20 protein-coding genes, 1 tRNA gene and 1 pseudogene are annotated in these 25,915 nt (G+C 65.9%); 6 read left to right on the forward strand and 16 right to left on the reverse strand.

Annotated elements, in window-relative coordinates:
- Positions 1-44: 44 nt before the first annotated feature.
- The 6 genes from AMYHA_RS01820 to AMYHA_RS01845 form a co-directional block, all read right to left on the reverse strand.
- Positions 45-1,607, reverse strand: a complete 1,563-nt coding sequence (locus AMYHA_RS01820; protein ID WP_034267315.1) for a choice-of-anchor P family protein — start codon at positions 1,605-1,607, stop codon at positions 45-47.
- 367 nt (positions 1,608-1,974) lie between these two features.
- Positions 1,975-2,205 (reverse strand): hypothetical protein, encoded by a 231-nt coding sequence (locus AMYHA_RS01825; protein WP_034267319.1) that lies wholly within the window; start codon positions 2,203-2,205, stop codon positions 1,975-1,977.
- Positions 2,206-2,304: 99 nt separating this feature from the next.
- Positions 2,305-2,694, reverse strand: a complete 390-nt coding sequence (locus AMYHA_RS01830; RefSeq protein ID WP_034267322.1) for an STAS domain-containing protein — start codon at positions 2,692-2,694, stop codon at positions 2,305-2,307.
- 192 nt (positions 2,695-2,886) lie between these two features.
- Positions 2,887-3,630 carry an ANTAR domain-containing response regulator gene (locus AMYHA_RS01835; protein WP_034267325.1) on the reverse strand — a complete coding sequence of 248 codons (744 nt, stop codon included), beginning with the start codon at positions 3,628-3,630 and terminating at the stop codon, positions 2,887-2,889.
- A gap of 349 nt (positions 3,631-3,979) precedes the next feature.
- A tRNA-Ser gene (locus AMYHA_RS01840) sits at positions 3,980-4,064 on the reverse strand.
- A gap of 680 nt (positions 4,065-4,744) precedes the next feature.
- On the reverse strand, positions 4,745-6,298 hold the full coding sequence (locus tag AMYHA_RS01845) for a M28 family metallopeptidase (protein WP_051399427.1): 1,554 nt from the start codon (positions 6,296-6,298) through the stop codon (positions 4,745-4,747).
- A 199-nt stretch (positions 6,299-6,497) separates the two neighbouring features.
- Here AMYHA_RS01845 and AMYHA_RS01850 point away from each other — a divergent pair, with 199 nt between their 5' ends.
- A complete protein-coding gene (locus AMYHA_RS01850; RefSeq protein ID WP_034267328.1) occupies positions 6,498-7,472 on the forward strand; it encodes an NAD(P)H-quinone oxidoreductase in 975 nt (324 codons plus the stop codon).
- On the opposite strand, the gene AMYHA_RS01855 is transcribed toward AMYHA_RS01850, so the two are convergent.
- Positions 7,473-8,672 (reverse strand): cysteine desulfurase-like protein, encoded by a 1,200-nt coding sequence (locus AMYHA_RS01855; protein WP_034267330.1) that lies wholly within the window; start codon positions 8,670-8,672, stop codon positions 7,473-7,475.
- Positions 8,673-8,806: 134 nt separating this feature from the next.
- Between AMYHA_RS01855 and AMYHA_RS01860 the strand changes: the two genes are divergently transcribed.
- Both AMYHA_RS01860 and AMYHA_RS27490 read left to right on the forward strand, forming a co-directional pair.
- The gene (locus tag AMYHA_RS01860; RefSeq protein ID WP_034267333.1) at positions 8,807-9,391 is read left to right on the forward strand and encodes a bacterial proteasome activator family protein; all 585 of its coding nucleotides are present in this window, start codon (positions 8,807-8,809) and stop codon (positions 9,389-9,391) included.
- 341 nt (positions 9,392-9,732) lie between these two features.
- Positions 9,733-11,454 carry a lytic murein transglycosylase gene (locus AMYHA_RS27490; protein ID WP_196776817.1) on the forward strand — a complete coding sequence of 574 codons (1,722 nt, stop codon included), beginning with the start codon at positions 9,733-9,735 and terminating at the stop codon, positions 11,452-11,454.
- 22 nt (positions 11,455-11,476) lie between these two features.
- Here AMYHA_RS27490 and AMYHA_RS01870 read toward each other — a convergent pair whose 3' ends face one another.
- The 4 genes from AMYHA_RS01870 to AMYHA_RS26725 all read right to left on the reverse strand — a co-directional run bounded on the left by AMYHA_RS01870 (position 11,477) and on the right by AMYHA_RS26725 (position 15,885).
- A complete protein-coding gene (locus AMYHA_RS01870; RefSeq protein ID WP_051399429.1) occupies positions 11,477-13,219 on the reverse strand; it encodes an acyl-CoA dehydrogenase family protein in 1,743 nt (580 codons plus the stop codon).
- Positions 13,220-13,375: 156 nt separating this feature from the next.
- The gene (locus AMYHA_RS01875; protein WP_051399430.1) at positions 13,376-14,539 is read right to left on the reverse strand and encodes a polysaccharide pyruvyl transferase family protein; all 1,164 of its coding nucleotides are present in this window, start codon (positions 14,537-14,539) and stop codon (positions 13,376-13,378) included.
- Between the two features lie 9 nt (positions 14,540-14,548).
- Positions 14,549-15,751, reverse strand: coding sequence for a spore coat protein (locus AMYHA_RS01880; protein ID WP_330759011.1), 1,203 nt, complete (start codon positions 15,749-15,751; stop codon positions 14,549-14,551).
- On the reverse strand, positions 15,748-15,885 hold the full coding sequence (locus AMYHA_RS26725) for a hypothetical protein (RefSeq protein WP_157361715.1): 138 nt from the start codon (positions 15,883-15,885) through the stop codon (positions 15,748-15,750). Before AMYHA_RS26725 ends, AMYHA_RS01880 begins: the two co-directional genes overlap by 4 nt.
- A gap of 294 nt (positions 15,886-16,179) precedes the next feature.
- Between AMYHA_RS26725 and wzm the strand changes: the two genes are divergently transcribed.
- From wzm to glfT1, 3 genes and pseudogenes are all read left to right on the forward strand, one after another.
- Entirely contained in the window at positions 16,180-17,085 is a 906-nt protein-coding gene (gene wzm, locus AMYHA_RS01885) for a galactan export ABC transporter permease subunit Wzm/RfbD (RefSeq protein WP_034267336.1), read from the forward strand.
- Positions 17,086-17,088: 3 nt separating this feature from the next.
- Positions 17,089-17,835, forward strand: a pseudogene (gene wzt / locus AMYHA_RS01890) (galactan export ABC transporter ATP-binding subunit Wzt/RfbE); the annotation flags it as partial.
- A gap of 350 nt (positions 17,836-18,185) precedes the next feature.
- Positions 18,186-19,100 (forward strand): galactofuranosyltransferase GlfT1, encoded by a 915-nt coding sequence (gene glfT1 / locus AMYHA_RS01895; RefSeq protein ID WP_034267338.1) that lies wholly within the window; start codon positions 18,186-18,188, stop codon positions 19,098-19,100.
- Positions 19,101-19,447: 347 nt separating this feature from the next.
- On the opposite strand, the gene AMYHA_RS01900 is transcribed toward glfT1, so the two are convergent.
- From AMYHA_RS01900 to AMYHA_RS26730, 5 genes are all read right to left on the reverse strand, one after another.
- The gene (locus AMYHA_RS01900) at positions 19,448-21,451 is read right to left on the reverse strand and encodes a glycosyltransferase (protein ID WP_084036705.1); all 2,004 of its coding nucleotides are present in this window, start codon (positions 21,449-21,451) and stop codon (positions 19,448-19,450) included.
- Between the two features lie 94 nt (positions 21,452-21,545).
- Positions 21,546-22,046 carry a GtrA family protein gene (locus AMYHA_RS01905; RefSeq protein ID WP_084036707.1) on the reverse strand — a complete coding sequence of 167 codons (501 nt, stop codon included), beginning with the start codon at positions 22,044-22,046 and terminating at the stop codon, positions 21,546-21,548.
- Between the two features lie 182 nt (positions 22,047-22,228).
- Positions 22,229-23,455, reverse strand: a complete 1,227-nt coding sequence (locus tag AMYHA_RS01910) for a hypothetical protein (protein ID WP_034267340.1) — start codon at positions 23,453-23,455, stop codon at positions 22,229-22,231.
- A gap of 230 nt (positions 23,456-23,685) precedes the next feature.
- On the reverse strand, positions 23,686-24,024 hold the full coding sequence (locus AMYHA_RS27495; protein WP_196776818.1) for a DUF6752 domain-containing protein: 339 nt from the start codon (positions 24,022-24,024) through the stop codon (positions 23,686-23,688).
- Positions 24,021-25,559, reverse strand: a complete 1,539-nt coding sequence (locus AMYHA_RS26730) for a class I SAM-dependent methyltransferase (RefSeq protein ID WP_157361719.1) — start codon at positions 25,557-25,559, stop codon at positions 24,021-24,023. Before AMYHA_RS26730 ends, AMYHA_RS27495 begins: the two co-directional genes overlap by 4 nt.
- Between the last annotated feature and the right edge of the window lie 356 nt (positions 25,560-25,915).

Here is a 25,915-nt window from a genome sequence, read left to right on the forward strand (position 1 = left end):
GGCGGGCCCCTCCGGACCCGCCCCGCCCGTTGTACTACATGGTGTTAGCAGGGGTTTCCGCTGTAGTCGGCGATGGCTTCGCCGATGATCACGTCACCCGTTGCCGGCTCGAGTTCGCCCGCGTCCAGATACAGCGCCCGGAAGGTCGCGACCTCGCCGTCCTCGGTCTGGGTCGTCTCAGTCCAATTGAGGTGCAGCGTTGCCAGCGGCCCGAGCGGGATCTCGACGTGCTCGTTGTCCGGCGGGAGCGCCACCGGGTTGCCGTTGAGATTCAGCGTCGCGACGGTAGACCCACCGCTGAGCACCGGCTGACCACCCTCGCACCGACCCGATGCGTGGGCATCCAGCACGGTGGCCTCGACGAAACCGGGGTCACCTTCGATCAAGACGTGGGCAACGCCCGCGTTGGCGTCAGCGCCCTCGGAGTCGTCGGTCGTGGCGTAGGCGGCCTTCACTGAGCCGCTGCCGAAGTCCTGCTCCGAACCGCCTTGCAGCGGGCTGCTGCCGTCGTCGGTCACGCAGGGATCTTGGTCAGCGTTAGCCACGAACGGCTCGAACGGGTCGCCGATGATTGGAGCCAGCGGGCTACCGTCGATGCGCAGTGCGCTCGCGCGGCAGCTGAAGGCACCATCGCCGGTGCCGCCGTTGGACTCGTCGTCGTCACGCGGGTCGTACGAGTCCGGGTTGGTCGCGTCACCATCGGTGTGGCACTCCGGGTCATCGGCATCGACCTTGTTGTCGCCGTCGTTGTCAACGCCGTCCGAGCACTCCGGGTTCGGGGCCTCGCTGTCGTCCTCAGACGACTCGCAGCCCGGGTCGTCCGGGAAGTCGATCTTCTTGTCGCCGTCGTTGTCAACGCCGTCCGAGCACTCCGGGTCACCGGTGCCGCCGTTGGACTCGTCGTCGTCACGCGGGTCGTACGAGTCCGGGTTGGTCGCGTCACCATCGGTGTGGCACTCCGGGTCGTCCTCGTCGACCTTCTTGTCACCGTCGTTGTCAACGCCGTCCGAGCACTCCGGGTTCGGGGCCTCGCTGTCGTCCTCAGACGACTCGCAGCCCGGGTCGTCCGGGAAGTCGGTCTTCTTGTCGCCATCGTTGTCAACGCCGTCCGAGCACTCCGGCTGCTTCGGGTCATCGGACTCGTCGTTGTCCTCAGGAGAGTCGCAGCCCGGGTCCTCTGGGTGGTCGATCTTCTTGTCGCCGTCGTTGTCAACGCCGTCCGAGCACTCGGGATCGTCGCCACCGTTACCGCCACCGTTGCCGTCGCAGTCGAACCGCTCGGTCGTGGTGCCGGACTTGACGAAGACATGCGTCTTCTCGTCGCCTGGCCCTTCGTCGATCTCGTAGTGCGGACTGTTGACATCCTCGTCCTTCACCACTCGCCCGTCCGCGTAGTGGAGCTCGACATACGAGATGTCCTTAGGCTTGCCGTCTGGCTTCTCGGCATCGGCTTCGAAGTCACGACACTCGTCACTGAACGAGCCGGTGATCACTGCTTCGCTGTTACTCGAACTCGAACCGGGCGGGTCAGCGAAGGCTATGGCACCGGACACGGCCAGCGCGAACGCTGAAAGAAACGCCAGTGCTGCGTAGCGTTTCTTCCTCATGTCAAACGGGGCTTTCATAGTTGTCCCTCCAGAGCTATCTGGTCTGTGGCCCCCCGACAGCCCCTATGACTGGCCACGTTGGTAGGTCGACAACGCGCAGCGGGACGTTACGAGCTTTGGAGTACAAATTTCATTTCTTCTGCCTGCGATCAATGCGACGTCCATACCAGTAACGAAGCGTTAGCGGTTTAGCCTGTTCGTGCCACTGATCGGAATAGAGACTTTAAAGCAAACCACCGACCGTGATGTGGTGCCGCAGCGTCTTCGCCGGGCAAGCCAGCGTCCGGCACGCCGTGTGAGACCCAGCCGTCCGGAACAGTCAGCCGGTCGTCAGCGAAGCAGCCTGCGCGCTCGAACTTTGGTCCAGTTAGGACACCGAATCAGTGGGCTTCCGCCACATCAGCGCCAAGACAGCAAGCAACACGATGGCCGAATGGACGCCGAAGCCAAGCAGGCCCATGCCCACCAGCTGCGTCGTCGTGAATCCGCTGGATGACGAGTCGCCAGCCACGATGGCGAGCACCCCCACGAAAGCCCCCACGATCGACAAGGACATGATGCCCGCGACGTAGGGATTGTGGATCGGCTTCTCGTACATACGCCCCTCCGCTACCCGCTCCCAGCCGCGACGGCGTAGCCGATCGCGCCACGCCAGCCTAGCGAGAACGCGGCGCCGTCGATGCCGTTATGTCGCAGTTCAGTCGGCGTCCAGCGCTTCCGCCACGGTGGCGTAGACCGCGATGGTCTCGGTGAGACCAGTCATCTCGATCGGCCGGAAGGTGTGCTGATCGCTCGCCACCACCCGGATGCGCGTGCCTTCTCGTGACGCCTGCTGCGCGGCGACCAGCAGCTTCAACCCGGCCGATGCGAGGAAGGTAACCCCGGACAAGTCCACCACCAGCACCGGCGGCCGCTCCCGCAAGAGCGGCGTCATCGCCTCCTCGACGCGTGGCGCCGTCAGCAAGTCAATCTCGCCGGTAACCTGCAGAATCACCACGCCATCATGACGTCGCACATCCACAGTCACGTGTGAACCGGACAGCCCATCGGTGTGGGGATAACTACTAACCACGGCACTCGCCTCCATCCCGTCGTGGCGTGGCGGTGCACTTCGGCCAGTACATCGACAGCTCAGCAAACGATCACAAGAGCGCACCTGCCCGCGACGTTTCGTGTCTCGGACCGGCGGCACTTGGGCTGAACCGCGCACCCGATCATAAGCGACAAGGGTGCTCATCGGTCAACTAGCAGCCCCATCGATCGTGTGGCGGATGGATGGTCATGACTCACGCAGGGAGACCAGGAGCTGGCGACTGAGGTCCCGCAGCTTGACGTTGGAGTCTTGCGACAGCTTGACCAGCCGTGCGAAGGCCTCATCAGCGGAGATCTTGTTGAGCGCCATCAAGACCCCCTTAGCCTGTTCGATCTCCGCCCGGGACGTCAGCGCCTCGTCCAGCTGATCGATAACCTCGCGGGCTCGCCGCAACCGATGCCAGGTACTGATGGTCGCCGATGCGGCCAGGGTGAGAATCCGCAATAGAGCGGTGTCGAGCGGATCGAACGCCCCGTCCGTCCACCCGTAGACGTCCAACGCGCCCACGAGTTCGCTGTCGCCTTCCGCATCGATCAACAGCGGCGCGGACAGATAGGAGCGCACGCCGAGTCGTTCCGCGGCGCCGACGAATTCGGGCCACCGTTCACGCGCCTCCCGCACCAGAGCGCGGACTGGTTGCTTCGTTCGAGCGGCCTCAAGGCACGGGCCGTCACCAGCCGCGTACTGCGCCTCGTCGATCTGGACCACCCGCAGGTCGGTAGCGGCCGCGGTGCGCGGCTCATCGCCGTCCAGCGTCGTCACGCTCACCGCGTCCGCGCCGTCGATCGTGTCCCGCGCGGACTCCGCGAACTGCTGTAGAACCGCGTCCAACGACTCCCGGACGTCATGGATCCCGCGCAGCCGTTCCAGCGCACCGGCGACAGCGTCGAACCGGTCAGACTCCGTGTGGCCCACATTCTCGGAGGACATGCGGATGGAGTACCCCGTGCCCGCCTGCGAAAACGAGGTTCACGTGCAGCGGCAGGCCCGATGACCCCCGCATCCGGCAGGTGCCAAGGATTGCGAGAGCCACCGGGTCCCTCCCCGTGGGAGTCCACCCTGCTCCGGCCCCACAGCAGAAGTCGCCGCAGTAGCGCCAGAGGTTACGCCTCCATCGAATCTCCAAGAACTGGCCAGACCATCCCGCAAAGGCTCCAGGCAGACGGGCCAGCCACGACCCTCCTCTGGCGTCGTGGATCAATGACTTCTTAAGGTTCGGATCCTCGCTGCGGTCGCCGCCGTGCCAGCCGATGCTGGCAATGCTGCCTGGTCACAAGAGCGGAGGCGGAGGGATTTGAACCCCCGGTCCCTTGCGGGACGCTCGCTTTCAAGGCGAGTGCATTCGGCCGCTCTGCCACGCCTCCCTGCTGACGTCGAGCCTAGCTGGTCGCCTGAGCGCTGGAGCCGCCTGGTCGGTCCCTTGCCAGTTGCCGACGACAGCCAGGGCCAACGACGCAGCACGGCCGAGGCAGCGAAAGCGCAGAAGAACCCGCCAAGACACTCATAAACACGCCTAGTTCCCAGGAGGAGTGAACGTGCTTGTCAGTGCGGACTTAAGCGCGCATGCTGGAGGGTGAACGGATGGCTCAGCCCGTGCGATGGTGTGCGCCGTTCCGGGGCGCCAGCGGGCTGGTCTTCCCGGGAAAGGCCAGGTGATGCAGTGTCAGGTAATCATCCGCGATTGACTGCCAGCTGTGTACCCGCGCCTGGTACGGGCTAAACGGACCAGACGGGATCGTGAGCAGTTGTTGCGCGGGCGTCCTTTCCGTGCGCCCATCCTCGCGCACTTCGGCGGTGGTCCGGCACTACCTCGGTACGGTCTCTGCACCCATGCCGGCAGTGCCAGCCGTCGGCCCGCCAGCAGTCGATCGCCATAACAACTCGTCAGAACCTGAGTGCGGCTTCCGACCAGACAGCGCGGAGCCGCACTCAGTTATGTGCACCGTTATCCACAATGGTGCGAAGTTATCCACAAGCTAGCTACACCGCAGACAGCACAGTGGGGGTGAGGGCGGATGCCGCCCTCACCCCCACGTGCGCATGACTACCGCGAGTCGCGATTACACGCGTCGTGGTCGGTGTCGTGACCGTGCTGGTTGGTGTGCGTGTGCGAGATCTGCACCCGCTCGTTGGAGCGCTGCTGCGCGACCATCTTCTTGGACTTCTTCTTGCCGGGCTCGACGTTGTTGACGTCCTCAGTGCTCAGCGCGTACGTGCCGATCGTGGCCGCCATCGCGTCGGCGTTGACGTCCAGGGCTTCGTAGTTGACGTTGCCAAGGTTGTCGCACGCCTGGTGGTAGCACTTGTCGTACGCGACGCCTGCTTCGCCGTCCCACTTCTCCGCCTGCGCCTCGGTCATGATGACCTCGGCACCAGTGAACAGACCGCCAGCCGGGATGCCGACCTCGATGAACGGACCGTAGTCGGAGCGGCCGGTGAAGTCCGTGCCCTCCGTCGGGGTGCCGTTGTCCTCGATGTACGAGGCGAATTGCTCCTCGATCGCGGCCGAGCCGTACGGGCCGGGACCAGCGCCGATGCCGTCGGAGTCGTCACCGTCGTAGACGAAGTAGCCCGCGTTCGGCGACGCGATCATGTCGAAGTTCAGGTACATCGAGATGTCGAGCTGCTGCTCGAACGACAGCTGGTCGACGTAGTACGTCGACCCGACGAGACCCAGCTCCTCGGCGCCCCACCAGGCGAACCGCACCGCGTTCTCCACCTTCGGCTTACCGCCGAGCGCGAGCGCGGTCTGCAACAGCGCCGCCGAGCCGCTGCCGTTGTCCTGGATGCCCGCACCAGCGGCAACGCTGTCCAGGTGCGCACCGGCCATAACGACGTTGTCCTTGCGGCCGGTCTTGGTCTCGGCGACCACGTTGTACGTGGTGCGGTCCTCGGTGATGCCCTGGATGTTGAAGGTAGCGTCCTGGCCAGCCATCGAGACCAGTTCCTCACCCTGCGCCTGCGTCAGCCCCGCCGTGGGGATCTGCCCCGGCGCGCCGAGCGTGCCGTTCACCGGACCGGACGAGTGGTTGTAGATCACCGCGCCGACCGCACCGGCCTCACCGGCGAACTTCTGCTTGTCGAAGAACGTGCAGGCGCCGCGCTTGATCAGCGCGATCTTGCCGTCGACGTCGACGCCGTCGTAGTCACTCGCCTCGCAACCCGGCGTGTCATCGACAGGAACCTCGGCGAGCGGCGCGGTGACGCCACCCTCCTGAGTGGACGGGCTGTAGCTCATCCTGATGACGTCGTAGTCGTTCCCGCCACTGGTCAGGCTCTCGGCGATCGTCTCGTCGTAGATGAATGGGAACTCCTGGCGAGTGACCTTGAAGCCTTCCTCGTCCAGCTTCCGCGCGATGTACTCGGCCGAACGGTTGTAGCCTTCCGTGCTCGCGGCGCGGTTGCCGCCGGTCTGATCAGCGAAGCGCTGGAACGCGATCAGATGGCGGTTGATCTTGTCAGCGTTCACCGCCTTCGCCAGATCCTGTGGCAAAGACTCCTTCGGTTTCGCGACCGCGCTCGATCCCATGGTGAGGACAAGGGCGGCGCTCGCACCGACCGCGATGGCAGCGGCGAGCCGGTTCCTAGTTCGTGACATGAAAGGAACTCCCCTGATAACTGGATGCGTGGCAGGTGCGAGGCGCCACCCCGAACGGACACCTCGCACCTGGTAGCCGATCACATTGCATGCGCATGCTCGAATAGGTCAACCGTTCTTTCGTCGGTTGTCTCCGCTTAGCGACACTCCCCATGATTGCCCGAAGCCGCGCGAAACCGGCGATGACACACTGAGGGGCATGCACGCGATCACGATCAGCGAGCCCGGTGGGCCCGAGGTACTGCAGTGGACTGAAGTCCCGGACCCCGCCGCGGGGCCCGGCGAGGTACTCATCGACGTCGCCGCGTCGGCGGTGAACCGCGCCGACCTGCTGCAACGGCAAGGCCTCTACCCGCCCCCTCCCGGCGCGAGTGAGTATCCGGGGCTTGAGTGCTCCGGCACGATCATCGAGGTCGGCGAGGGTGTCGAGGACTGGCAGGAGGGCGACGAGGTATGCGCCCTACTGGCGGGCGGCGGCTACGCGGAGAAGGTCGCGGTGCCCGCTGGTCAGCTACTACCGGTGCCGGGCGAGGTTGAGCTGATCGCCGCGGCTGGCCTGCCCGAAGTGGCGTGCACGGTGTGGTCCAACGTCGTCATCGCCGCCGATCTCGCCGAGGACGAGCTGCTGCTGGTGCACGGCGGCGCGGGCGGCGTCGGCACGCACGCGATCCAGGTCGCCAAGGCACTCGGCGCGCGGGTCGCGGTCACGGCTGGCGATGACGACCGGCTGGAGCGGTGCCGCCAACTCGGTGCCGACGTCACGATCAACTACCGCACCGAGGACTTCGTCGAGCGCGTCAAGGAACACGGCGGGGCTGACGTGATCCTCGATGTCATGGGCGCCAAGTACCTGGAACGCAACGTCAACGCGCTCACCACCGGCGGCAGGCTGGTGGTCATCGGCATGCAGGGCGGCCGCAAGGCGGAGCTGGACATCGCGAAGCTGCTGGTCAAGCGGGCCAGCGTGATGGCGACCAGCCTGCGGGCGCGGCCGGTCGAGGAGAAGGCGGCGATCGTCGCCGACGTCCGCGCCAGGCTGTGGCCGCTGGTCGAGCAGGGTTCGGTCGCCCCGGTCGTCGACGAGGTCATCCCGATGTCGAACGCGGCGGAGGCGCACCGGGCGCTCGATGCGGGTGGCATCTTCGGCAAGATCTTGCTCGCCGCGCACAGCTGATCAGCGCAGCTGATAGAGCGCACGCACCAGCTGGTTGACGTCGAAGTCGTTGCTGTAGTGCGCGAGCCCGATGCGTACCACGCCGCCGACCTCGGCGACGCCGAGCGAACCGAACAAGCCGTCCGTGCCGTCCGCCGTGAACGCGCAGATCCCCTGCGACGCCAGGTGGGCGGTGACCTCGGACGCCTTTCTGCCCCGCACGGTGAACGCCAGCGTTGGGATGCGGCGGATGGCGTCACCGATCACCGTGACGTGCGGCATCGCGCGCAGTTCGGCAAGCATCCTGTCGTGGAGTTCGCTGGTGTAGGCCTTGACCGAGCCCATCGACGTCAGCAACCGGTTCCGCCGGGAGCCCTTCGCGGCGTCGTCCAGGTTGGCGAGGAAGTCGATCGACGCGACGAGTCCGGCCAGCATCGGATACGGGTGCGGGCCGAGCTCCAGCCGCTCCGGACCGACCGCCGAGGAGTCCAGCGCGACCGGACGAAGCTGGTCCAGCATGCCTGGGTCGCGGAAAACGAGCGCGCCGACGGCGGGTCCGCCCCAAGTCAGCGCGGACAACGCGAGAACGTCCGCGCCGGAGGCCGTGATGTCGAGTGGGACGAACGGGGCGGCGTAGGTGGCGTCGACAAACACCATCGCACCGACACGTTTGGCGAACTCCGCCACCGTTGGCAGATCGGGCCGGGTGCCGATGGTGCCAGCGGCGGCCGTGATAGCGACGACCTTGGTGCGCGCGGAGACGAGTCGTTCGTACTGCCATGCGGGCAAATCGCAGGTCTCGATGTCGATCTCGCCCCAGCGCAGAGCGCCTCCGATGCGGCGCATGGCCTGCTGCCACGGGCGTTGGTTGGACACCTCGTCCAGCCGGGACACGATCGCTTCGTCGCCGAGGGTCCAGGTCTCGGCAACGACGTCGGCGAACCGTTTAGTCAGCACCGCGGCATTGGGGCCGAGCACCACGCCGTCTGGGTGGCCGCCGACGAGGTCGGCTACCGCTCGGCGAGCGGCGGCGACGATGCTTTCCGCGCGGTGCGATGCGGGAAACGCCGCGCCAGGGCCGGAGACCGGCGCACGCATGGCCGTGACGACAGCCGACGCGACCTGCTCAGGGACCAGCATCCCGGCCGCGCCGTCGAGGTGAATCCACCCGTCACCCAGTGCGGGGTACAGCCCGCGAATCCGAGCGATGTCGAACGGCATGATGACACCGTACGGACGTCTAGATAGCGCGAGTCTCCGGGTCGACCAATAGATGCAGCCATACGGAGGAGGGCCGACTACCCTCGGAATCAGGTACCGCGACGGCACGGAGGACACAACTCCGACATACCAGGATGGAGCACATGACCGAGGCGAACACCCCGGAGCCCGACCCGACGAACAGCGGCGACCAGGACCAGTCACATCACGTGGTCGTCGTCGGCCCTGACGGCTCGCCGGTCGGCACCGCACGCATCCCGAACGACGCCGAGTCCGACGAGAAGAACGGCGTCGGCGACCTCGTCGAAGAACCGGCGAAGGTCATGCGTATCGGCACCATGATCAAGCAATTGCTCGAAGAAGTCAGGGCCGCGCCGCTCGACGACGCCAGCCGCAACCGCTTGCGGGAGATCCACGAGACGTCGATCAAGGAGCTTGAGCAGGCGCTCGCGCCCGAGCTGCAGGAGGAGATGGAGCGCCTCGTCGCGCCGTTCACGGCCGAGACCACACCGTCAGACGCCGAGCTGCGGATCGCGCAGGCACAGCTGGTCGGCTGGCTGGAGGGACTGTTCCACGGTATCCAGACGGCGCTGTTCGCCCAGCAGATGGCGGCACGGGCACAGCTAGACCAGATGCGCAAGGGCCTTCCCCCTGGCAGCCACGGCATGCAGGCAGGCGAGCACCACCATGGGGTGACGGGCACGGGTCAGTACCTGTAGGACTCCGGCGGGCTGGCGGCGTCTGGGCGCCGCCAGCCGTACCTGGTGTGGTGCCCAGTTGCACCGTCGGAGTGTGCCCGCCTGATAGTTGATCAGCCTCCCTCGCGATGTTGCGCGAGAACGTCCGCTTTGACCGATTCTGCGAACAACACCGCGACGGGGCCTGATCAACGACGCGACGTTACGCCACCCGGCGTAACAGTTGTTCCTGCGCGGCCGTAACGGTGAGCAGCCTGGGCCGAACGGCCCCAGCAGGACTACGCCCCATGACGGGGTGTCCTTGACACGGTTCGTCAACGCTGCGTAACTGTCTCCCGGCTCAGTTCATGGGAGGGGAACGGTTGACGCCACGAAGCGAGCGGGAGCAACGTCGCTCCACCGTCACGACGCTGGCATGTGTGTGCGGACTGGCCGCGACGTCACTCGCGGCAGGCACGCAACCGCACGACGCGGCGGCAGTCCCGCTCGCGCTTCCCGGTTTCGCCGCGCATCCGTCGTCGCCGCAGCGTTACCCGCTGCCCACCGACAGCCAGGACGACGAACCCGCCGACATCAAGACGTCCAGCATCGGCGCGCGGCTCGCCCGGCTCGTCCCACACACGGCGAGCGATGCCCAGCCATCGCACGACATCGTGCTCGACAACGGCACGATTCCGCAGCATGTCCTCGACGCGTATCGACAAGCCGCAGGCACGCTGAGCAGGCGCGATGCGACATGCCAGCTGCACTGGTCGGTACTCGCGGGCATCGGGCGCATCGAGTCAGGGCATGCGCGCGGCGGCGCGCTGCTCAGCGACGGGCGCACGGCGAGTCCCATCCTGGGCCCGCGACTCGACGGTTCGCTCGCGGGCACGGCGACGATCCACGACAGCACCGGCGGCCAGTTCGACGGCGACACGGTGTGGGAGCGCGCCGTCGGGCCGATGCAGTTCCTGCCGTCGACGTGGTTGCAGTACGGGCAGGATGGCAACGGCGACGGTGTGCGCGACCCACACAACATCTACGACGCCACGCTCGGATCGGCGGTCTACCTGTGCGCAGGAGCGCGCGATCTTTCCGATGCGTCGCAACTGAATCAAGCGCTGTTCAGTTACAACCCGTCACTGGATTACGTCCGCGCCGTGCTGGCCTGGGCCGACCACTACGCCGGTCTCGGGCCACGGCCCGGCACCGGCCGCCAGGTTACACACACGCTCGCGGCGTCGCGCGGTCCTGACGAGGCAACGAAGCCCGGCAAGCCAAAGCAGCAGCCTGGCAAGGAACCGGCGCAGGAGCAGCCGCCGAAGCAGGACTCGAAGACGCCGGAGAACCCCGACACAGGTTCGGACGCCGACCACGACAACGGGGAGCGCGCGGGCGACACCGACGACTCGTCGACACCAAACACCAACGAGGACACGAAAACCCCAGGCCCGACTGACGACTCGCAGTCAGAGCCGAACGATGACGCGAGCACGGAAAGCCCGGAGCGCCCAGCGCCTACCAAGCCGTCGGAACCAAGCGAGCCGCCGGAGCCAGCAGAACCGACCGAGCCCTCGGAACCTTCCGAACCAACGGAACCCTCAGAGCCAGCGGAGCCTTCGGAACCGACAGAGCCGTCAGAGCCAGCCGAGCCAACCGACCCGTCAGAGCCAACCGAGCCAACGGAACCTGCGGAACCAGCAGAACCCTCGGAGCCCTCGGAGCCCTCGGAGCCAGCGGAACCCGGCGAGACCGACGACCCGTCGTGCGAACAGCCGGACAACACCGATGACGCTGGCGAAGGCACCGATTCCGAAGACCGCGACAACGACACCGCTGAGGACTCCGAACGCCCGGCTGAGGACTCGAAACGCCCGGCCGACCGTGAAGACTCCGACCGCCCGGATGACAGTGAGGACGGGACGCAGCCGGACGACGGCACGTCCTGCGAACAGCCGGACGACAGCGACGAGAACACCGACCGCAGCGGCGACAGCAGCGCCGATGATGACAACGGCGGCGACCGCACGGATGCCGGAGGCGATACCGGGCCGGACGAGCCCAGCGGCACAACCGAACCGACCCAGGCGACCAAGCCGTAAGCCCGGCCCGGCCGAACCGTCGTCAGTGCAGCCGAGGTGAGTACCCGCCCCGGTTGTACGCCAGCCGCGCGATGGAGTGCATCTGCTCGTCGTCGTTGCGCTCGACCAGCCGCAGCTGCGTGCCGACCCGGTGTGCCGCGCGGTCGCAGAACGACGACGCGATGTAGCGCTCCTGCCCGGACGCCTCGACGCCTTGGTCCTCGAACAGCGCCGTGGTGCGCGAGATCGTCGCGACCTGGGCGTAGATGTCGCACGCGGCGTCCGCGATCCGCTTCTGCTGCCGCTGCCGGAACTGGACGTCCTTGCCGTGTGTGCGCAACAACGTCTCCACCGCGCCGCGTAGCTGCTTCGTCTGGTTGGCCACCGCGTCGGCTTGCTTCTCCAGTTTCGGGTGCGCCGTCTCCAGCGACGCAGGGCGTAGGCGACGACTCACCCGGCCGCGCACGAACTCCGCCAACGTCCCGATCGACCCGATCGGATCGGACAGGTTGATCGACCGCAACTCCTCGAACTCGCCCGCGACGGTCTTCATGCCGGACAGCGCGATGAACGCACGCAGCACGTCGTTGGCGCCCTCGAAGATCGGGAAGATCCTGGTGTCGCGCAACGTCTTCGAGATCGACGAGTCCGCCATGTACGCCTCGCCACCCATCAGCTGGAACACCCGGTTGACGGCGTACCAGTTGAACTCCGTCGCGGCGACCTTCGACATCGCGGACTCCACCGAGTAGTCGGGCACGCCAGCGTCGACCAGTCCAGTGGTGAGGTACGCAAGCGATTCCAGGCCGTACAGGTACGAGACCATCCAGCCGACCTTGTCCTCGACCAACTCGAAGTCAGCCAGTGGCATGCCGAACTGCTCGCGCCGCGTCGTGTGCTCGATGGCCTGCTTGATCAGCGCCTTCGTGCCACCGACGACGCCGGTGCCCAGCGACATCCTGCCGTTGTTCAACGTCGACATCGCGATGCGGAAGCCGTCGCCAGGCTCACCGAGGACGTTCTCCTTCGGCACCCGCACGTTGTTGAACGTCAGCTTGCGCAGGTCGTTGCCGAGCAGGCCGAGGGTGTCGAACCGGTGCGGGGCCTCGAAGCCGTCCATGCCCTTCTCGACGATCAGCGCGACATGACCGTTTTCGCAGCGCGCGAACACGCAGACGACGTCCTTCGAGCCGTTGCCGATCCAGCGCTTCTCGCCGTTGAGCAGGAACGACCCGTCCGCCTGTCGCTCGGCATACGTCTCGACGTGGTAGGCGTCCGATCCAGCATTCGGCTCGGTAAGGCCGAACGCGGCGAGCTTGCGTCCGGCGGCGAGATCCGGCAGGAACCGGGCTTTCTGCTCTTCGGTGCCGAACATGTGGATCGGCTTCATCCCGATGGACTGGTGCACGCCCATCACGACCGACAGCGTCGCGTCGTAGCCGCCGAACTCCTCCATCACCCGGCAGTAGCCGGTCTGCGACAGGCCTTGGCCGCCGTACTCGGGCGACACGTACAGCCCGAGCAGGCCGCGCTCGCCGAGCCCCTTGATGATGTGGTCGCCGACCCAGCGTTCCTGCTCGACCAACGCGGGATCGTAGGCCTCGTCCAGGAACTCGTGCGCCGAGTCGATCAGCCCATGGACTTTCCGCGACTCGTCGCGCCCCAGCCTCGGGAACGGGAAGACCAGCTCGTCCGGCAGCTCACCGGCGAACATCGACTTCGCGAACGACGAGACCGGCTCGTCCCGTTCAGTGGTCGTCCGGTGGTTCGTGGTGTCGTCGCTCATGCCCCGATCATGGCTGAACTGAGCGAATCACGCCCGTCAGCGGCGCGCCGGGAGCGGAAATGACCATTCGGCGATGGTCGATCTTGATGCTGTTTGGCGATCCGGATCGCCAAACAGCATCAAGATCCAAAGCATGGGAGCGGGTGGTAGCGCCTCTCACACCGCGTAGACCGCCTCCGCCAGTTGGCGCTTGCGCTTGCGATAGCCGTCCAGCGTCTCCGCGTCGAAGCCACCCCTGCCGGGCCGGGCGGGAAGCTCGCCGAAGTCGGACAGCAACGTCCAGCTCGAGCCGAGGTCGAGCAGCGCACGGTGCTTCGTCGTGTAGTAGTCCTCGCTGATCGGCACGGCGACACCGGACGCCCCAGCGGCGGCAGCGGCCAGATGCAGGTGAAACCGCGTCGACACCCAGGTCTGCGCGGACGTCACCGGCAGGCCGTTGTCCCACAACTCCGCGAACGAGTAGAACCGCGCGCCGGGCAGTTCCTGGTTGATCAGCCCCACGATCCGGTTGTCGACACGCGGGATGCCCTCGACGAAACACACCGTCTCCGGTCGCACTCGCCACACGCGCAACAGCGACAGCACCGCGCCCGCGAGCGCGCCGGGACCGGAGTCGTTGCGGTCGGACTGCACACACACCATCACCTCGGGCGGCGCCTGGTCCGGCCACACGTCCTCCGGCGCGACGGTGGGCTGCTGCGCGATGGTGAGGAACGCGTCGTCCAGGCCGGGCTCGATGCCGAGGACGTCGGCTGACTCGGCGTCCCTGACGTCAACGACGTCGAACCGGTCGGTGAGCGAGCGCAGCAGCGGCGTCGCGTCATCCGGGGCCGGGACGAGTCCCTGGCCGGTCATCGCGGTACGGGCACCGGTCGTTCGCGCGACTGCCGCCGCCCCGCCGAGTAGACCGAAGTGGTGCGGCCAGATGCCGTTCACGTACCCGCCGCCGAGCACGTGGAAGACATCGACGCGGTGCAGCAGTGCGATGCCGTGCAGCCGTGCGGGCGCCATTCCGGGGTCAGCGACCGCCCGCTGCACCCACGCCGCGACCTCCCACGGGTCGTGCGAGTCCAGCTCTCGGGTGGCGTCGCCGCACAGCCGCCACAGCGTGTCGACGAACCGCACCTGTGGATGCGTCTTTCCGTGCAGCAGCTGCGCGGGGCCGGGCGAGTGGGTGTCAACCCAGACCTCGGCGTCCGGCGCGACCTCGGCGAGATAGCGCAGCCAGCCGTCGGCGATCAACTCGTCGCCGTAGTTGGGAAACCCGGCTGGGGTGATCAGGTAGTAGACACGGTCTTGCGGAGCATCCCAGGGCGCCATGCCGACATCCTAGGGCGCATCCTCCGTCAATGACGGGGACGAATCGGGCGACTTCGCGAGCGGCTCGGCGATGTCCGCAGGGTCTTCGCTTGCCGCGGCGTCCTCGCTCGCGGCAGCGAGGTCCGCGGCCTCCGCGGGGGCTTCGCTCACCGCGGCGGGAGCCTCGCGCGCCTTCGCACGCTCTGCCGCGGCCGCTTCCGCCTGCTCGCGCACCTCAGCTAGCCGCTCGCTGATCGCGTCGAGCACCCGCGCCCTGCCCTCGCCGTCGACGGCATCGGCCGCACGGTCGCCGTAACCCGCGCGCAGCTCGGCGTCCGCGAGCAACCGCCGCAGCTCACCGACCGCGTCGGAGCCGTCCGCCGCTAGGTCCTCCGCCGTACCGAGGCCAGCCGCGACGCCGAGGTCGACCGCCGCCTCGTAGTTCATCGCCTGGTTGTCCACCAGCCGCACCAGCGCGGTGGGCACCCCGATGCAGCACAGCTCAGTCAGCGTCACGCCTGCCGCGCTGATCACCAGATCCGCGCCCGCGAGCAGCTCGGGCAGCCCGCCGTGCGGTGTCGTCAGGTCGAACCGCTGCCCTGTGCCCTCGGTGGGAATGTCCGGATCGCCGTGCGCGAGGACGTCGGCGTGGAACGGCTGCTCGGTGTCGCGCAGCGCGGTCAGCAGCGCCGTCACGGTGTCCCGCCACACCGACCCGCCACCGAGCACGACGACGACGCGGGGCGGGTCGCCATCCGGCGGCGTCGCGCTCCTGCTTTCGCGCGCGTCGCGCACGGCCTGGCGCACTGGCGCGTAGCGGGACCCGGTGAGCACCGTCGGCGAGTCGTCGTCCGGACGTTCCTGCGGCCGCAGTCCGGTGTCGACGACGATGTCCGCCGACCTGCGCCCGAACGTGCCGCCTTCGAGCGAAACGAGCAGCGCGCCAGCCGCGTTGATCGGATCACGTAGCTCGTCGAGGTCGTGGTGGTCGACAAGCACGGCGTCCGATTCGGCGGCGAGCACACCCAGCGCGGCGGGACCGTCGGCTGCGGGCACCCGCTTGACGCCGAGCTCGTCCAGCCTGTCGGCCAGCCAGTCCGCGCCTTCGACGGTGCCGGAATGGGTGACCTGCCAGCCCCGCGCCGTCGCCTCCTCCGCGAACGCGACAGCCCGGCCCACGTGGCCGATTCCCATGGCGCCCGACGCATCGGACCGCAGCAGCAGCCGCGTCACGGCCGCACCTCCTTCTGTTCGACGTTCGCGTTCAGCGCGACGAGATCGGGGCGTGCGCCGACGTCGTCGAGCGGACCACGGACGACGTCGGCGCCGTATTCACGCGCGTCCTCGGCGACCGGAGCACCACCCATGGGGACATGATGTCCGACTGACATGACGCGGGACACGGGAGGGCGACGATGAGTGAGTCGCACGGTCGGCTACCAGCGAAGCTGTGTCCGAACGCCGCCACCAAATCGGACGACTACCCCACAGTGCGCATGCAAGGCGGAACTCAGATTCCGCCAATCAAAACGAATACGTGCGCATGGTAAGCGTCCACATCAGCTATCGCACGTCACGCTGCCGCCTGCCATGAAGGTCCCGGCGGCGGGCCGGTACCCTCATGGCTCGTGCAGCAAACAAGCACGACGGAGCCGCCCGTCATGACCCACCCAGCCGCGGTCGACACGAACACATCCCGGACGTTCAAGCGCGCGTTCGGGGATCTCAGTGCTGGCCTGCGCAGCCGCCAACTGTGGAGTCACCTTGGCTGGCAGGACATCAGACAGCGCTATCGCCGGTCAGCGCTCGGGCCGTTGTGGATCACGCTCAGCATGGGCATCACCGCGATCGGCCTCGGGATGCTGTACTCGCAGCTCTTCAACGCTCCCATCAGCGCGTATGTCCCGTACATCACGACAGGCTTCCTGGTCTGGAACTTCATCATGTCGTCCCTCAACGAGGGATCCAAGACCTTCATCAGGAACGCCGGACTCGTCAAACACCTGCCTGCCCCACTGACGGTCTACGCGCTGCGCACCACCTGGCGACTGTCGATCATCTTCCTGCACAACCTCGCGGTCTACGTCATCGTGATCGCGGTGTTCTTCACCAGCCTGAACCAGCCGTACAAGCTGATCTCCCACGAAGCGGCGATGGAGCACCCCGGGCTCAGCTGGACCTCCCTGCTCGCGATCCCCGGCCTTGCGTTGTTGCTGATCAACGGCGTGTGGGTGGCGCTGCTGTTCGGGATCATCTCGACCCGGTTCCGGGACGTCCCGCAGTTCATCGATTCGATCAGCAGCCTGCTCTTCTTCATGACGCCGATCGTGTGGTCCGTCGACACCCTCATCGCGAGATTCGGCGAGGACGCGGGCACCGGCCCGCGCACGCTGATCTACCAGCTCAATCCGATGTACCACTTCCTGCAAACCGTGCGAGCGCCGCTGATCGGTGGCGAGCAGAGCTGGACGCACTGGTACATCGCTCTCGCTGTCACCGTCATCGGCTGGTGCCTCACCCTGGTGGTGTTGCGCAACTACCGTGCCCGCGTCTCGTATTGGGTGTGACTCATGGTCAGTATCGAGGTCAAGAACGCCTACGTCGACTTCCCGATCTTCGACGCGAAGACCCGTTCGCTGAAGAAGCGCATGCTCGGCAAGGTCGGCGGCCACATCGGCATGGACAGCAAGGTGCCCGTCATCGAGGCGCTGCACAACATCAACCTTTCGCTGTCAGAGGGAGACCGTGTCGGCCTAGTCGGGCATAATGGCGCGGGCAAGTCGACGCTGCTGCGGCTGCTGTCCGGGATCTACGAGCCAACAAGGGGCACGGCGAAGATCCGGGGCAGGGTCGCGCCGGTGTTCGACCTCGGTGTCGGCATGGACAACGAGACGTCCGGCTACGAGAACATCATGGTCCGTGGCCTCTACCTGGGGATGACCCGCAAGCAGATGGAGAAGCGGGTCGACGACATCGCGGATTTCACCGAGCTGGGTGACTACCTGCAGATGCCGCTGCGCACCTATTCCACCGGTATGCGGGTGCGGCTCGCGCTCGGCGTCGTGACGTCGATCGACCCGGAGATCCTGCTGCTCGACGAGGGCATCGGTGCGGTCGACGCCGCATTCCTCAAGAAGGCGCGCTCCCGGCTCGTCGACCTGGTCAACCGTTCCGGTCTGCTCGTCTTCGCCTCCCACCAGGACGGCCTGCTGATGGATCTGTGCAAGTCGGCTGTCTGGATGGACGGTGGACAAGTGAAGCAGCAGGGCTCGGTGCGTGAGGTACTGACGGAGTACAAGGGCGTAGACCCGTTCGAGAAGCGGGCGGCCCGGCGCGGCATGAAGAAGGGCCCTGGCGGCAAGGGCAAGGGCGGTCCCGGTGCTGGCGGGCCTGGTGGCAAGGGCGGACCTGGTGGCAGGAAGGGCGCCGGTGCCGGTGGTCCCGGCACTGGCGGTCAGGGCGGTGGCGGCGCTGGCCGCACAGGCCCTGGGCAAGAGAAAGCCGCAGGCGGTGGCAAGCCTGGTGGCGGTAACTCCGACGGCACCACCCAGCCCAACGCGGACAGCAAGTCCACCGCGAACGGTGGCGACACCAACTCAGCGGCCGCCAGCAATGCGACGACCGGTAATCCCGCGAGCGCCAGCAACCCCGCGGCTGGCGGTGGCCAGTGACTGAGTCGAGCGAGCGGCAGGGACTGCCAGCCGCATCAGTGGTAGCGGTCGTCGTCACCCGGCATCGGCGCGAGCTGCTCGCCAACTCGCTCAAGATCATCGCGGCGCAGACCCGGCCCGTCGACCACCTCATTGTCGTCGACAACGGCCCGGACGAACCGGCCAAGGACGTCGTCGAGGCCGTGGGTGTGCCGCACACCTATCTGCCGTCGCACCACAACCTCGGCGGGGCGGGCGGCTTCGCGCTGGGCATGCTGCACGCACTCGCGATGGGCGCGGACTGGGTCTGGTGCGCCGACGACGACGGCAGGCCAGCCGACGAGCACGTGCTGGAAGTGCTCCTGGACGAGGCGACGTCACGCGACCTTGCCGCGATCTCTCCGATGGTCGTCAACATCGACACCCCGGACCAGCTCGCGTTCCCACTGCGGCGCGGACTCACGTGGAAGCGCACCTCGGCCGAGCTCGGCGAGGATTTCCTGCCCGGCATCGCCTCGCTGATGAACGGCGCGCTGTTCCGCGCGTCGACGTTGGACGTCGTCGGGGTGCCCGACCTGCGGCTGTTCTTCCGGGGCGACGAGGTGGAGGTGCACCGGCGGCTGGTGCGCTCCGGCCTGCCGTTCGGGACGTCGCTGAAGGTGCGCTACCTGCACCCGGACGGCTCAGACGAGTTCAAGCCGATGCTGTGGGGCAAGTTCCACGCGCAGGACCCGGAGAACGACGTCAAGCGCTACTTCACCTACCGCAACCGGGGCTACCTGCTCTCCCAGCCAGGGATGCGCAAGCTCGGCATGCTCGAGGTCATCCGGTTCGGGCTGTACTTCATCGGCCACAAGCACAGCCCGCGCGAGTTCCTGCAGTGGCTGCGGCTGGTCCGGCAAGGCCAGCGCGAGCGCTTCTTCCGCTACTGAGTCCTGGGTGTCCTGGGAATGTTGCACGCCCATCTCTGCATAACGGACAAAATTTCGTCACAGCCCCAGGAGCCTGGCCTCCTGCCCCTGCCATGACAGCGCGGGTCGCCGCGTCAGCGACGACCCGCGTTCGTGTGTCCGTTTTGTGTTTATCGCGAAGGCTGCTGAGTGGATCTTGAGGCGTCGTGGCGATACGTATCGCCAAACGGCATCAAGATCATCCTAGAGCCAACCAGCGCGAGCAGCGACAGGCATAGCCGGGCCGCAGCGTGCCCGGCCACAAAGGCCCGGCCGCAGCGCGCCGAGCCCCGGCCGCAGATCCGCGACGCCGCCGCGTCAAGCCCGGCTCACAGCCGGTACAGGCGCTGCCAGTTCTCCCTGCTGGTCAGCTTCGGCATCGCCTTCTTGTACTGCTCCCGCACGACGGGGCCTTCCTTGCGCAGACGGCGGAGCAGCTTGAAGCCACGCTTGGCCAGCCGGATCGTCTCCTTCTTGTCGTACTTGCGCAGCCGCACACCTTCCTGCGACATGTCGGTGACGACGGCGGTTTCGAACAGCGCAACGTGCCACCACTGCGCGTCCGAGACCGGGATCTGGCCGATCTTGTAGCGGTGCTTGCCGCGCAGCTTGTCGATGATCCGCTTGATCATCACCAGGTTCTTCCTGGTCGGCGTGGGACCCGCGTTGACGATGGCGATCCGGTTCGAGCCGACACCCGGCACCTCAATGGCGTCGTGGCGCTTCGACTCCGGGTAGTGCGATCGCAGCTCGCGGATCTCCTGCATCGCCTTGACGCCGCCGTCGTGCAGGACGTCCGGCCCTTCGAGGAAGTCCTCGACCGCCTTGAACAGCGTCGCGGTAAGCGCGTACTGCATGCCGAGGAGGTACCGGATCATGTGCCCCGCCACCGTCTTGGCAAGCAGGTTGATGTCGAAGGGCGTATGCAGCGCCGCGGTGATCATGGCGTTACGCAGGTTGAAGTAGCGGTGCCACTCATCCCAGTCCTTCCAGTGGAAGTCCGCGTGCCAAACACCGGCGCCGGGCAGCGTGACGGTGCGGAAGCCCTTCGACTTCACACGGAAGCCGTACTCCTGGTCGTCCCACTGGAAGAAGAACGGCAGCGGGTACCCGCACTTCGCGACGATTTCGTACGGGATGAGGCAGGCCCACCAGCCGTTGTAGGCGCCGTCGACGCGACGCTCCTGCTGCCTGGGTTTGCCGGTCCGGGGATCAATGCGCAGCATGTCGGCGCGAGCGAGCGCGTGCTTGACGACCTGGCCGGTCTCCAGCGTGTTCGGCAGCGCGTACTCAGCACTCCGGTGCAGCTGATGCGGATGCAGCAGGTTCAGCATCTGACCACCGATGATGGCGGGCGCGGCGGAACGGTTGGAGAACGCGGTCAGCCGGACGATGATGTCGGGCTCAAGCAGCACGTCGTCGTCCATGAACAGCACGTTGGCGTGCTCGGTCTCGGTGTGGCTCGCGACCTCGTAGAGGCCACGGGTGAAGCCGCCAGCGCCGCCGAGGTTGGGCTGCTGGATGTACTCCAGCTTGGCGCCGAGGTCCGTGGCGACCTCCGCGAAGCCATCGCGCGAGTCGACCGTGTCGTTGCCCTGGTCGGCGACATAGATGACGTCGAGCGTCTCCATCGAGTCGATGTCGTCTGCCAGCGCGCGCAGGTTGGACAGGCAGTCATCGGCGCGGTTCATCGTGCAGATGGTCACCGCGGTCGGCCGGATCTTCTCCGGCGCGTCGACAGTCCAGCGCACATTCTCGACCGTCAGGGACTCGCCGGAGCCGGTCTCGATCTCCAGCCACATCGCGCCGCCGTCGAAGAACTTGTCGATCTTCGTGTCCAGCGTGACCCGCTGGGCCGCGGCATCCTCCAGCACACAGGAGGTGACCCGGCGCGGCTCGCCCTCGTAGTCCGATGCCGCGATGAAGACGCTGCCGCTGCCGGTGACGGTCAGCTCGACCGTCACCTCCCGTGCGGTCGTCCAGCGCTGCCAGTAGGACGCGGGGAACCTGCCGAAGTAGGTGTTGGTGGCGACCTTGGCGTTCGGACCGACCGTCATGGTGTGGCGGGTGCGGGAGACGATGCCCTTGCTGTGTTCGGACACCTTCGCGTAGAGGTCCCGGCTCACTAGGTCGGACGGCCCGACGAACAGGCCACGCTGGGCCAGCAGGCGTCCGTGCGACACATGCTCGGCGAGTATGGGCTCGTTGTCCGCCTTGGCCTTCGCCAGATCATCGGCGGTCGCCGTTACGGAATGACCATTGGCCGATTCGGTCTGCGTAGCCTCGGCCACGTCCTCGGCCTTCTTACTCTCCGGAACTGTATTGCCGGACATCGCGCCTCATTCCTGAATACTGTCTGCCATGCAACGCGGGGCTTCGGTTCGCGAGGCCAAGGTACATGGTGCGATTTCCCCGCCTTCACCTACATCAGCCACGTAGCGAATCTTTACTTTCTACTGACCGATCTGTTTGCTTCGAGCGTTCTCGAAACACGACGAGCCGGAGCATGATGAAGTTGATCGTCGTGGCCGTTCCTTGCGAGATTACCCAAGCGATGTCTTCGCGCCACTCAGTTGTTGGCAACGTGTGCAATAACGTGGAGTTGACACCGACCGCGACCGTGAACGTCGAGCCATAGAGAATCATGAAGCTGCTGAGTTGGCGGATACCGCCGGTGGCGTCGAAGGTGAACCGCTTGTTGAGCGCGTAGGCCGTCGTCGTGCCAACGATGAAACTGATGCCCCGCGCGACATCGACCCACGGTGAGATGTCCATGCCGAATGCGAGCAGCGCCTTGTAGGTGCCGAAATCGAGCACGGCGCAGAACACGCCGACGATCCCGAAACGGATCAACTGCGCAAAGATTGATCGAGAACCGGTGTCGCGCTCCGAAATCCCCGATCCACTCGCCACGGATTCTGCCACCACCGCTTTACCTTTTCATTGCACTCTCTTTGACCGAACATGGTCTGCTTCCGGCCCCGGTCGTCTGCACAGTCTAAACGCGGTACCCATTCAGGTCGCCAGGAGACGGCGGAGGAGCCCTGAATAGCACAGGCGCACCCAGCGACGTCGCCAGGTGCGCTGCTCAGGCCCATCGGCCGCTGCGGCTAATCCTTGTGGGGGTGGAGCTTCCGGTATACGTCGAGCATGCGCCCAACCACGCGGGACTGCTCGCCTAATTCGACGACGCAGCGCTTCACTCGTTCCCTCGGCGGCAGGTTCCGATGCTCCCGTAGAGACGCCCAGGCCCGTGCCGCCATACGCTCCTTGGTCTGACGCCGCTTGCGCTCCTCGGCGAGTTCACCGCGTGTCTTGCGCAAGTCATCGTGCAGTTCGCTGATGTGCAACATCAGACCGGCGATGCCGTCGACGGCAGCGGGGACGAGGTCCGACGAAGTGAATGCGTCATCACGTTGCGTGTTCACGCCTCGCAGCTCATTCAGGTCGCCGACGATCTCACAACCGCAGTCCTTGATATCGGATATCAGCTGCTCGGCGTACCGCTCGACCTCCTCTCCCCACTGCTCGGGCACACGAATCGATGTCTTCTCGCCGCGGGGAGCCAGGATGCTGTGAGCGAGGATCTCACGAGTAACGCCGATCCGATGCCACTCGGGAAAATCGACCGGCATGAGTTCGTTCGCACGCCGCAGGACCTCGGCTCCTTCGACGCCGAGTGACACGTTCGACTGCACGTCCGTGTCCACGTCGTCCGGCGAGATCCCAAGCACCGAACAGAACCGATGCCACAGCAGGTCAGGATCGGCATCACGCTGTGGAAGTGTCATGACGTGCATCTGACTGCTAGGGACCGCCGATCCCCATCGGCGCAGCACGTCGCCCACGCCGTGAACCTGCCAGTACCACCCTTTGCCTCGGGAGCCGAGCGTGTCCGCGAGCCAGCGGTCGAAGGTACGACGATCGCCATGCTTGACATGTTCCTGCCACTCGGCCGACAGCAGCCCCGCCGGCTCCCTCGTGGCGTAAATCACATGCACGTCAGCGAACTCGAACGAGGAGACGGCACGCTCCACCTCCTCAACGGTGCACGCCGCTAGGCGCTCGTCGGAGACGACGGCGATCTTGCGACCCGACTTCCGGATCTTCTCCACCATCGCGTCCCATGCGCCGTCCCAGCTAGGAGCTGGGTGACCTGGCTCCTGTTGCACACCACGCAGGTCATAACCCGCCCGGAAGTGGTGTAGCGGCCTCGAGCCGGGTACGAACACCCCGCGTGACGCCAACAGGCCACGATTCGCGAAGAAAATCCGTTGCAAGTACGTCGTGCCTGTCTTGGGGGCACCGACGTGCAGGAATACAACACGCCTGCTCATGACGCAGAACATTACATGAGCCACACAGAGCGACCGACACCGAGCCTTGGCACGCCTAACCGTCGGTAGCTTCGGGAACGACAAGTACCGCACCAGCCGGAGACGACAAACGCCGGGCAGCCCGTCGCTGGCTTGCCCGGCATTCTTGCCTTGTTAACGAGAGTGGTCTTGTACTGGATTCGCTCCGTGAGCAGTGCGGTAACGGACACTGCTTCACTGATCAAAGCGTGCTAGAAGCTGTCCTTGTAGCGGGTAAGAACTTCCTTGAGCCGGTCGTCGTCACGGTTGGCGGCTGGCAGCAGGACCTCCTGGACGATGTCGGTCACTTCCGCGACATGCCGGTTGAGTCGACGTGTTTCCTGGACCTCGGCTTCCAGGCGTGCGACTCGATTACGAAGCGCCTGCGTTTGCTGCGTAGCTTTGGTCGCGCGTTGCTGCGCCTGCTGCATTTCTGCGCGCAGTCGTGGCACTTCCGCACGCAGTCGTGACGCGTCGGAGATCGAAGCCATTACCGTCGGGGCGAGTCGATCGGCGAAGCGGCGACCAGCGGCCCTGATCTGCCGTATCACTGGTCCCACCTCACGACGAGCCGGCACACGTGGGGATCCTCGTCCTTGTACACCGCCAAGCCGTGGCCTTCCTCCCGATGTTCGACATGCCCGCCGCGAGATTCGATCTCGTCAACCACGACGTCTGAGGGGAGAAAGCGGCGGAAGTGCTCCCCGAAGGCGTGCTCCGCTGTGGCGTCCTTACCGGTACGGAACTCGACGTAGAGGCGTCCGCCCGATCGCAGCGCCATCTCAGCGAATCGCCAGAGGTTATGGCGGCCCTCATCTTCCAGCGCATGCACAAGAAAGCGCCCATAAAGGACTCTTGGCCGCTCGTCGTGCGCCAGCTCCGCTCCTGTCGCTAGGACCTGCCGACGCTCATAGAGATTGAACACGTCGAACTTCGCCGACAAGCCTTCTTTTCTGGCAGCGTCTTCAGCGTGCTTCACGGCGGCAGGGACGTATTCAAACCCTTGAACCTGGTACCCGGTGCGGGCAAACCACAGTGCGTCTCGACCAGTACCGAAGCCGATATCTACGAGGGGCTGCGGCGTCGACTCACGTTCGTGAACCCATTGCGCGAAGGCGGAAGGCTCATCCGGAACAGCCGCGCTGTCCTTACTGTTATAGAACGACTCCCAGTAGCGAATGTGTTGTCTCAATCCGCGCATCCATCCGTGTAGGCGTCGACGTGTCGACGGAGGTGGTTGGTGCTTAAATGACGGGTCTGGAACCCGCCAGTTTTTCCCATATTTTGCTTCGAGGAGGGCTTCTGGATCGGCTGGCGCCGGCAGCTGCCGACCATGCAGGGTCACTTCGCCCAGCGGGAAGATCGCCGAGCGAGGCAACGGCGCCCTGACGGTAGGCATCAAGTGGAAATAGCCGTCGACAAAGAACCCCCCGAAGATGTCAATGCCACGTGTTCCACCGTCCGGGTCCCTGATCCGCGCCTTGAAATCTGCCGCAGAGAAACGATTAACCTTGTACCCGCGCCGGTGAAGCATCCGCTGGAGGTGGAACGACTCTCGAGCTACGTCGAGCGGATGCGTATAGGCACTGACGTACCCAATATCAGCGTCAACGTCATGTCCGATGAGCTTGCCTTCGCGGATCGCGCCGAGCAGTCCACCGAACGCGAGGAACGCCTCGATCCCACACTCCTCGCGGATGTCCTTGATGAGTGTCTCGATACCGTCGAGGAGGGAATCCACCATCGCGTCGGTTCCGGCCTCGAAAGCGCGATCCAGTCGACCGGCCTTGTTGACGGACAACGGGTGACCGGCCGCGTTGACAATGCGGACTTCGCCCTCACCAGTACCGAAACGGTGGTTCCGGTCTAGCAGGACGCGTCCACTGACATGTTCGCGGATGACGACATGCGCGCTCCCATTCAGATAGGGAAGCAAGATCGGGGGCCACGAGACACGGCGCGATGTACCTGCGGCGGCTTCCTCCCAAGAAGGAGGCGCGATAGACCACACCCGGTGTCCACCGATACACACATCCAATACCGCGTCGCAGTCGCTCGGCAGGCACAATGCATCGTCGCCGATCATGGGAGGCTCGCCAGAGGGACTCCCCATCGCGGGGTCGGCCATAGGATTTGCGGATGCCACCAGAGTTAACCTCACGTTCATGACGAATGTCATGACGGTACCACCGTCGTTCACCCCATCGTCCCATGGATTAACGGGCGCGCATCCCTTGAGTCGCATGTGCCCATACCTTGCTGATCTCGAAGGGGCGGGTTCAGTGCGAACGCGACACCACTGGCGAGAAGAGTGGGCGCCGGATGCTGCGTGACTATGTCGACCAGCAGTGGCATCGCAGCGGTTGCGCGGGTGGCAGGCGAGGTGTACGACTCGCCAGCTACAGTAAAATCCGTCACTATCTCGGGCCCTCAGCGACGTTG

The organism is Haloechinothrix halophila YIM 93223, from assembly GCF_000504245.1.
Taxonomy (GTDB): Bacteria; Actinomycetota; Actinomycetes; order Mycobacteriales; family Pseudonocardiaceae; genus Haloechinothrix_A; species Haloechinothrix_A halophila.

What these genes read in the sequence shown, in the direction of transcription:
- AMYHA_RS01910 (WP_034267340.1), bottom strand. Translation starts at nt 23,455, where the DNA reads ATGAGCAGGCGTGTTGTATTCCTGCACGTCGGTGCCCCCAAGACAGGC.
- AMYHA_RS01825 (WP_034267319.1), bottom strand. Translation starts at nt 2,205, where the DNA reads ATGTACGAGAAGCCGATCCACAATCCCTACGTCGCGGGCATCATGTCC.
- AMYHA_RS01850 (WP_034267328.1), top strand. Translation starts at nt 6,498, where the DNA reads ATGCACGCGATCACGATCAGCGAGCCCGGTGGGCCCGAGGTACTGCAG.
- AMYHA_RS26730 (WP_157361719.1), bottom strand. Translation starts at nt 25,559, where the DNA reads ATGATCGGCGACGATGCATTGTGCCTGCCGAGCGACTGCGACGCGGTA.
- AMYHA_RS26725 (WP_157361715.1), bottom strand. Translation starts at nt 15,885, where the DNA reads ATGGGTGGTGCTCCGGTCGCCGAGGACGCGCGTGAATACGGCGCCGAC.
- AMYHA_RS01835 (WP_034267325.1), bottom strand. Translation starts at nt 3,630, where the DNA reads ATGTCCTCCGAGAATGTGGGCCACACGGAGTCTGACCGGTTCGACGCT.
- AMYHA_RS01875 (WP_051399430.1), bottom strand. Translation starts at nt 14,539, where the DNA reads ATGGCGCCCTGGGATGCTCCGCAAGACCGTGTCTACTACCTGATCACC.
- AMYHA_RS01855 (WP_034267330.1), bottom strand. Translation starts at nt 8,672, where the DNA reads ATGCCGTTCGACATCGCTCGGATTCGCGGGCTGTACCCCGCACTGGGT.
- AMYHA_RS01820 (WP_034267315.1), bottom strand. Translation starts at nt 1,607, where the DNA reads ATGAGGAAGAAACGCTACGCAGCACTGGCGTTTCTTTCAGCGTTCGCG.
- AMYHA_RS01830 (WP_034267322.1), bottom strand. Translation starts at nt 2,694, where the DNA reads ATGGAGGCGAGTGCCGTGGTTAGTAGTTATCCCCACACCGATGGGCTG.
- AMYHA_RS01845 (WP_051399427.1), bottom strand. Translation starts at nt 6,298, where the DNA reads ATGTCACGAACTAGGAACCGGCTCGCCGCTGCCATCGCGGTCGGTGCG.
- AMYHA_RS01870 (WP_051399429.1), bottom strand. Translation starts at nt 13,219, where the DNA reads ATGAGCGACGACACCACGAACCACCGGACGACCACTGAACGGGACGAG.
- wzm (WP_034267336.1), top strand. Translation starts at nt 16,180, where the DNA reads ATGACCCACCCAGCCGCGGTCGACACGAACACATCCCGGACGTTCAAG.
- AMYHA_RS01900 (WP_084036705.1), bottom strand. Translation starts at nt 21,451, where the DNA reads ATGTCCGGCAATACAGTTCCGGAGAGTAAGAAGGCCGAGGACGTGGCC.
- AMYHA_RS01860 (WP_034267333.1), top strand. Translation starts at nt 8,807, where the DNA reads ATGGAGCACATGACCGAGGCGAACACCCCGGAGCCCGACCCGACGAAC.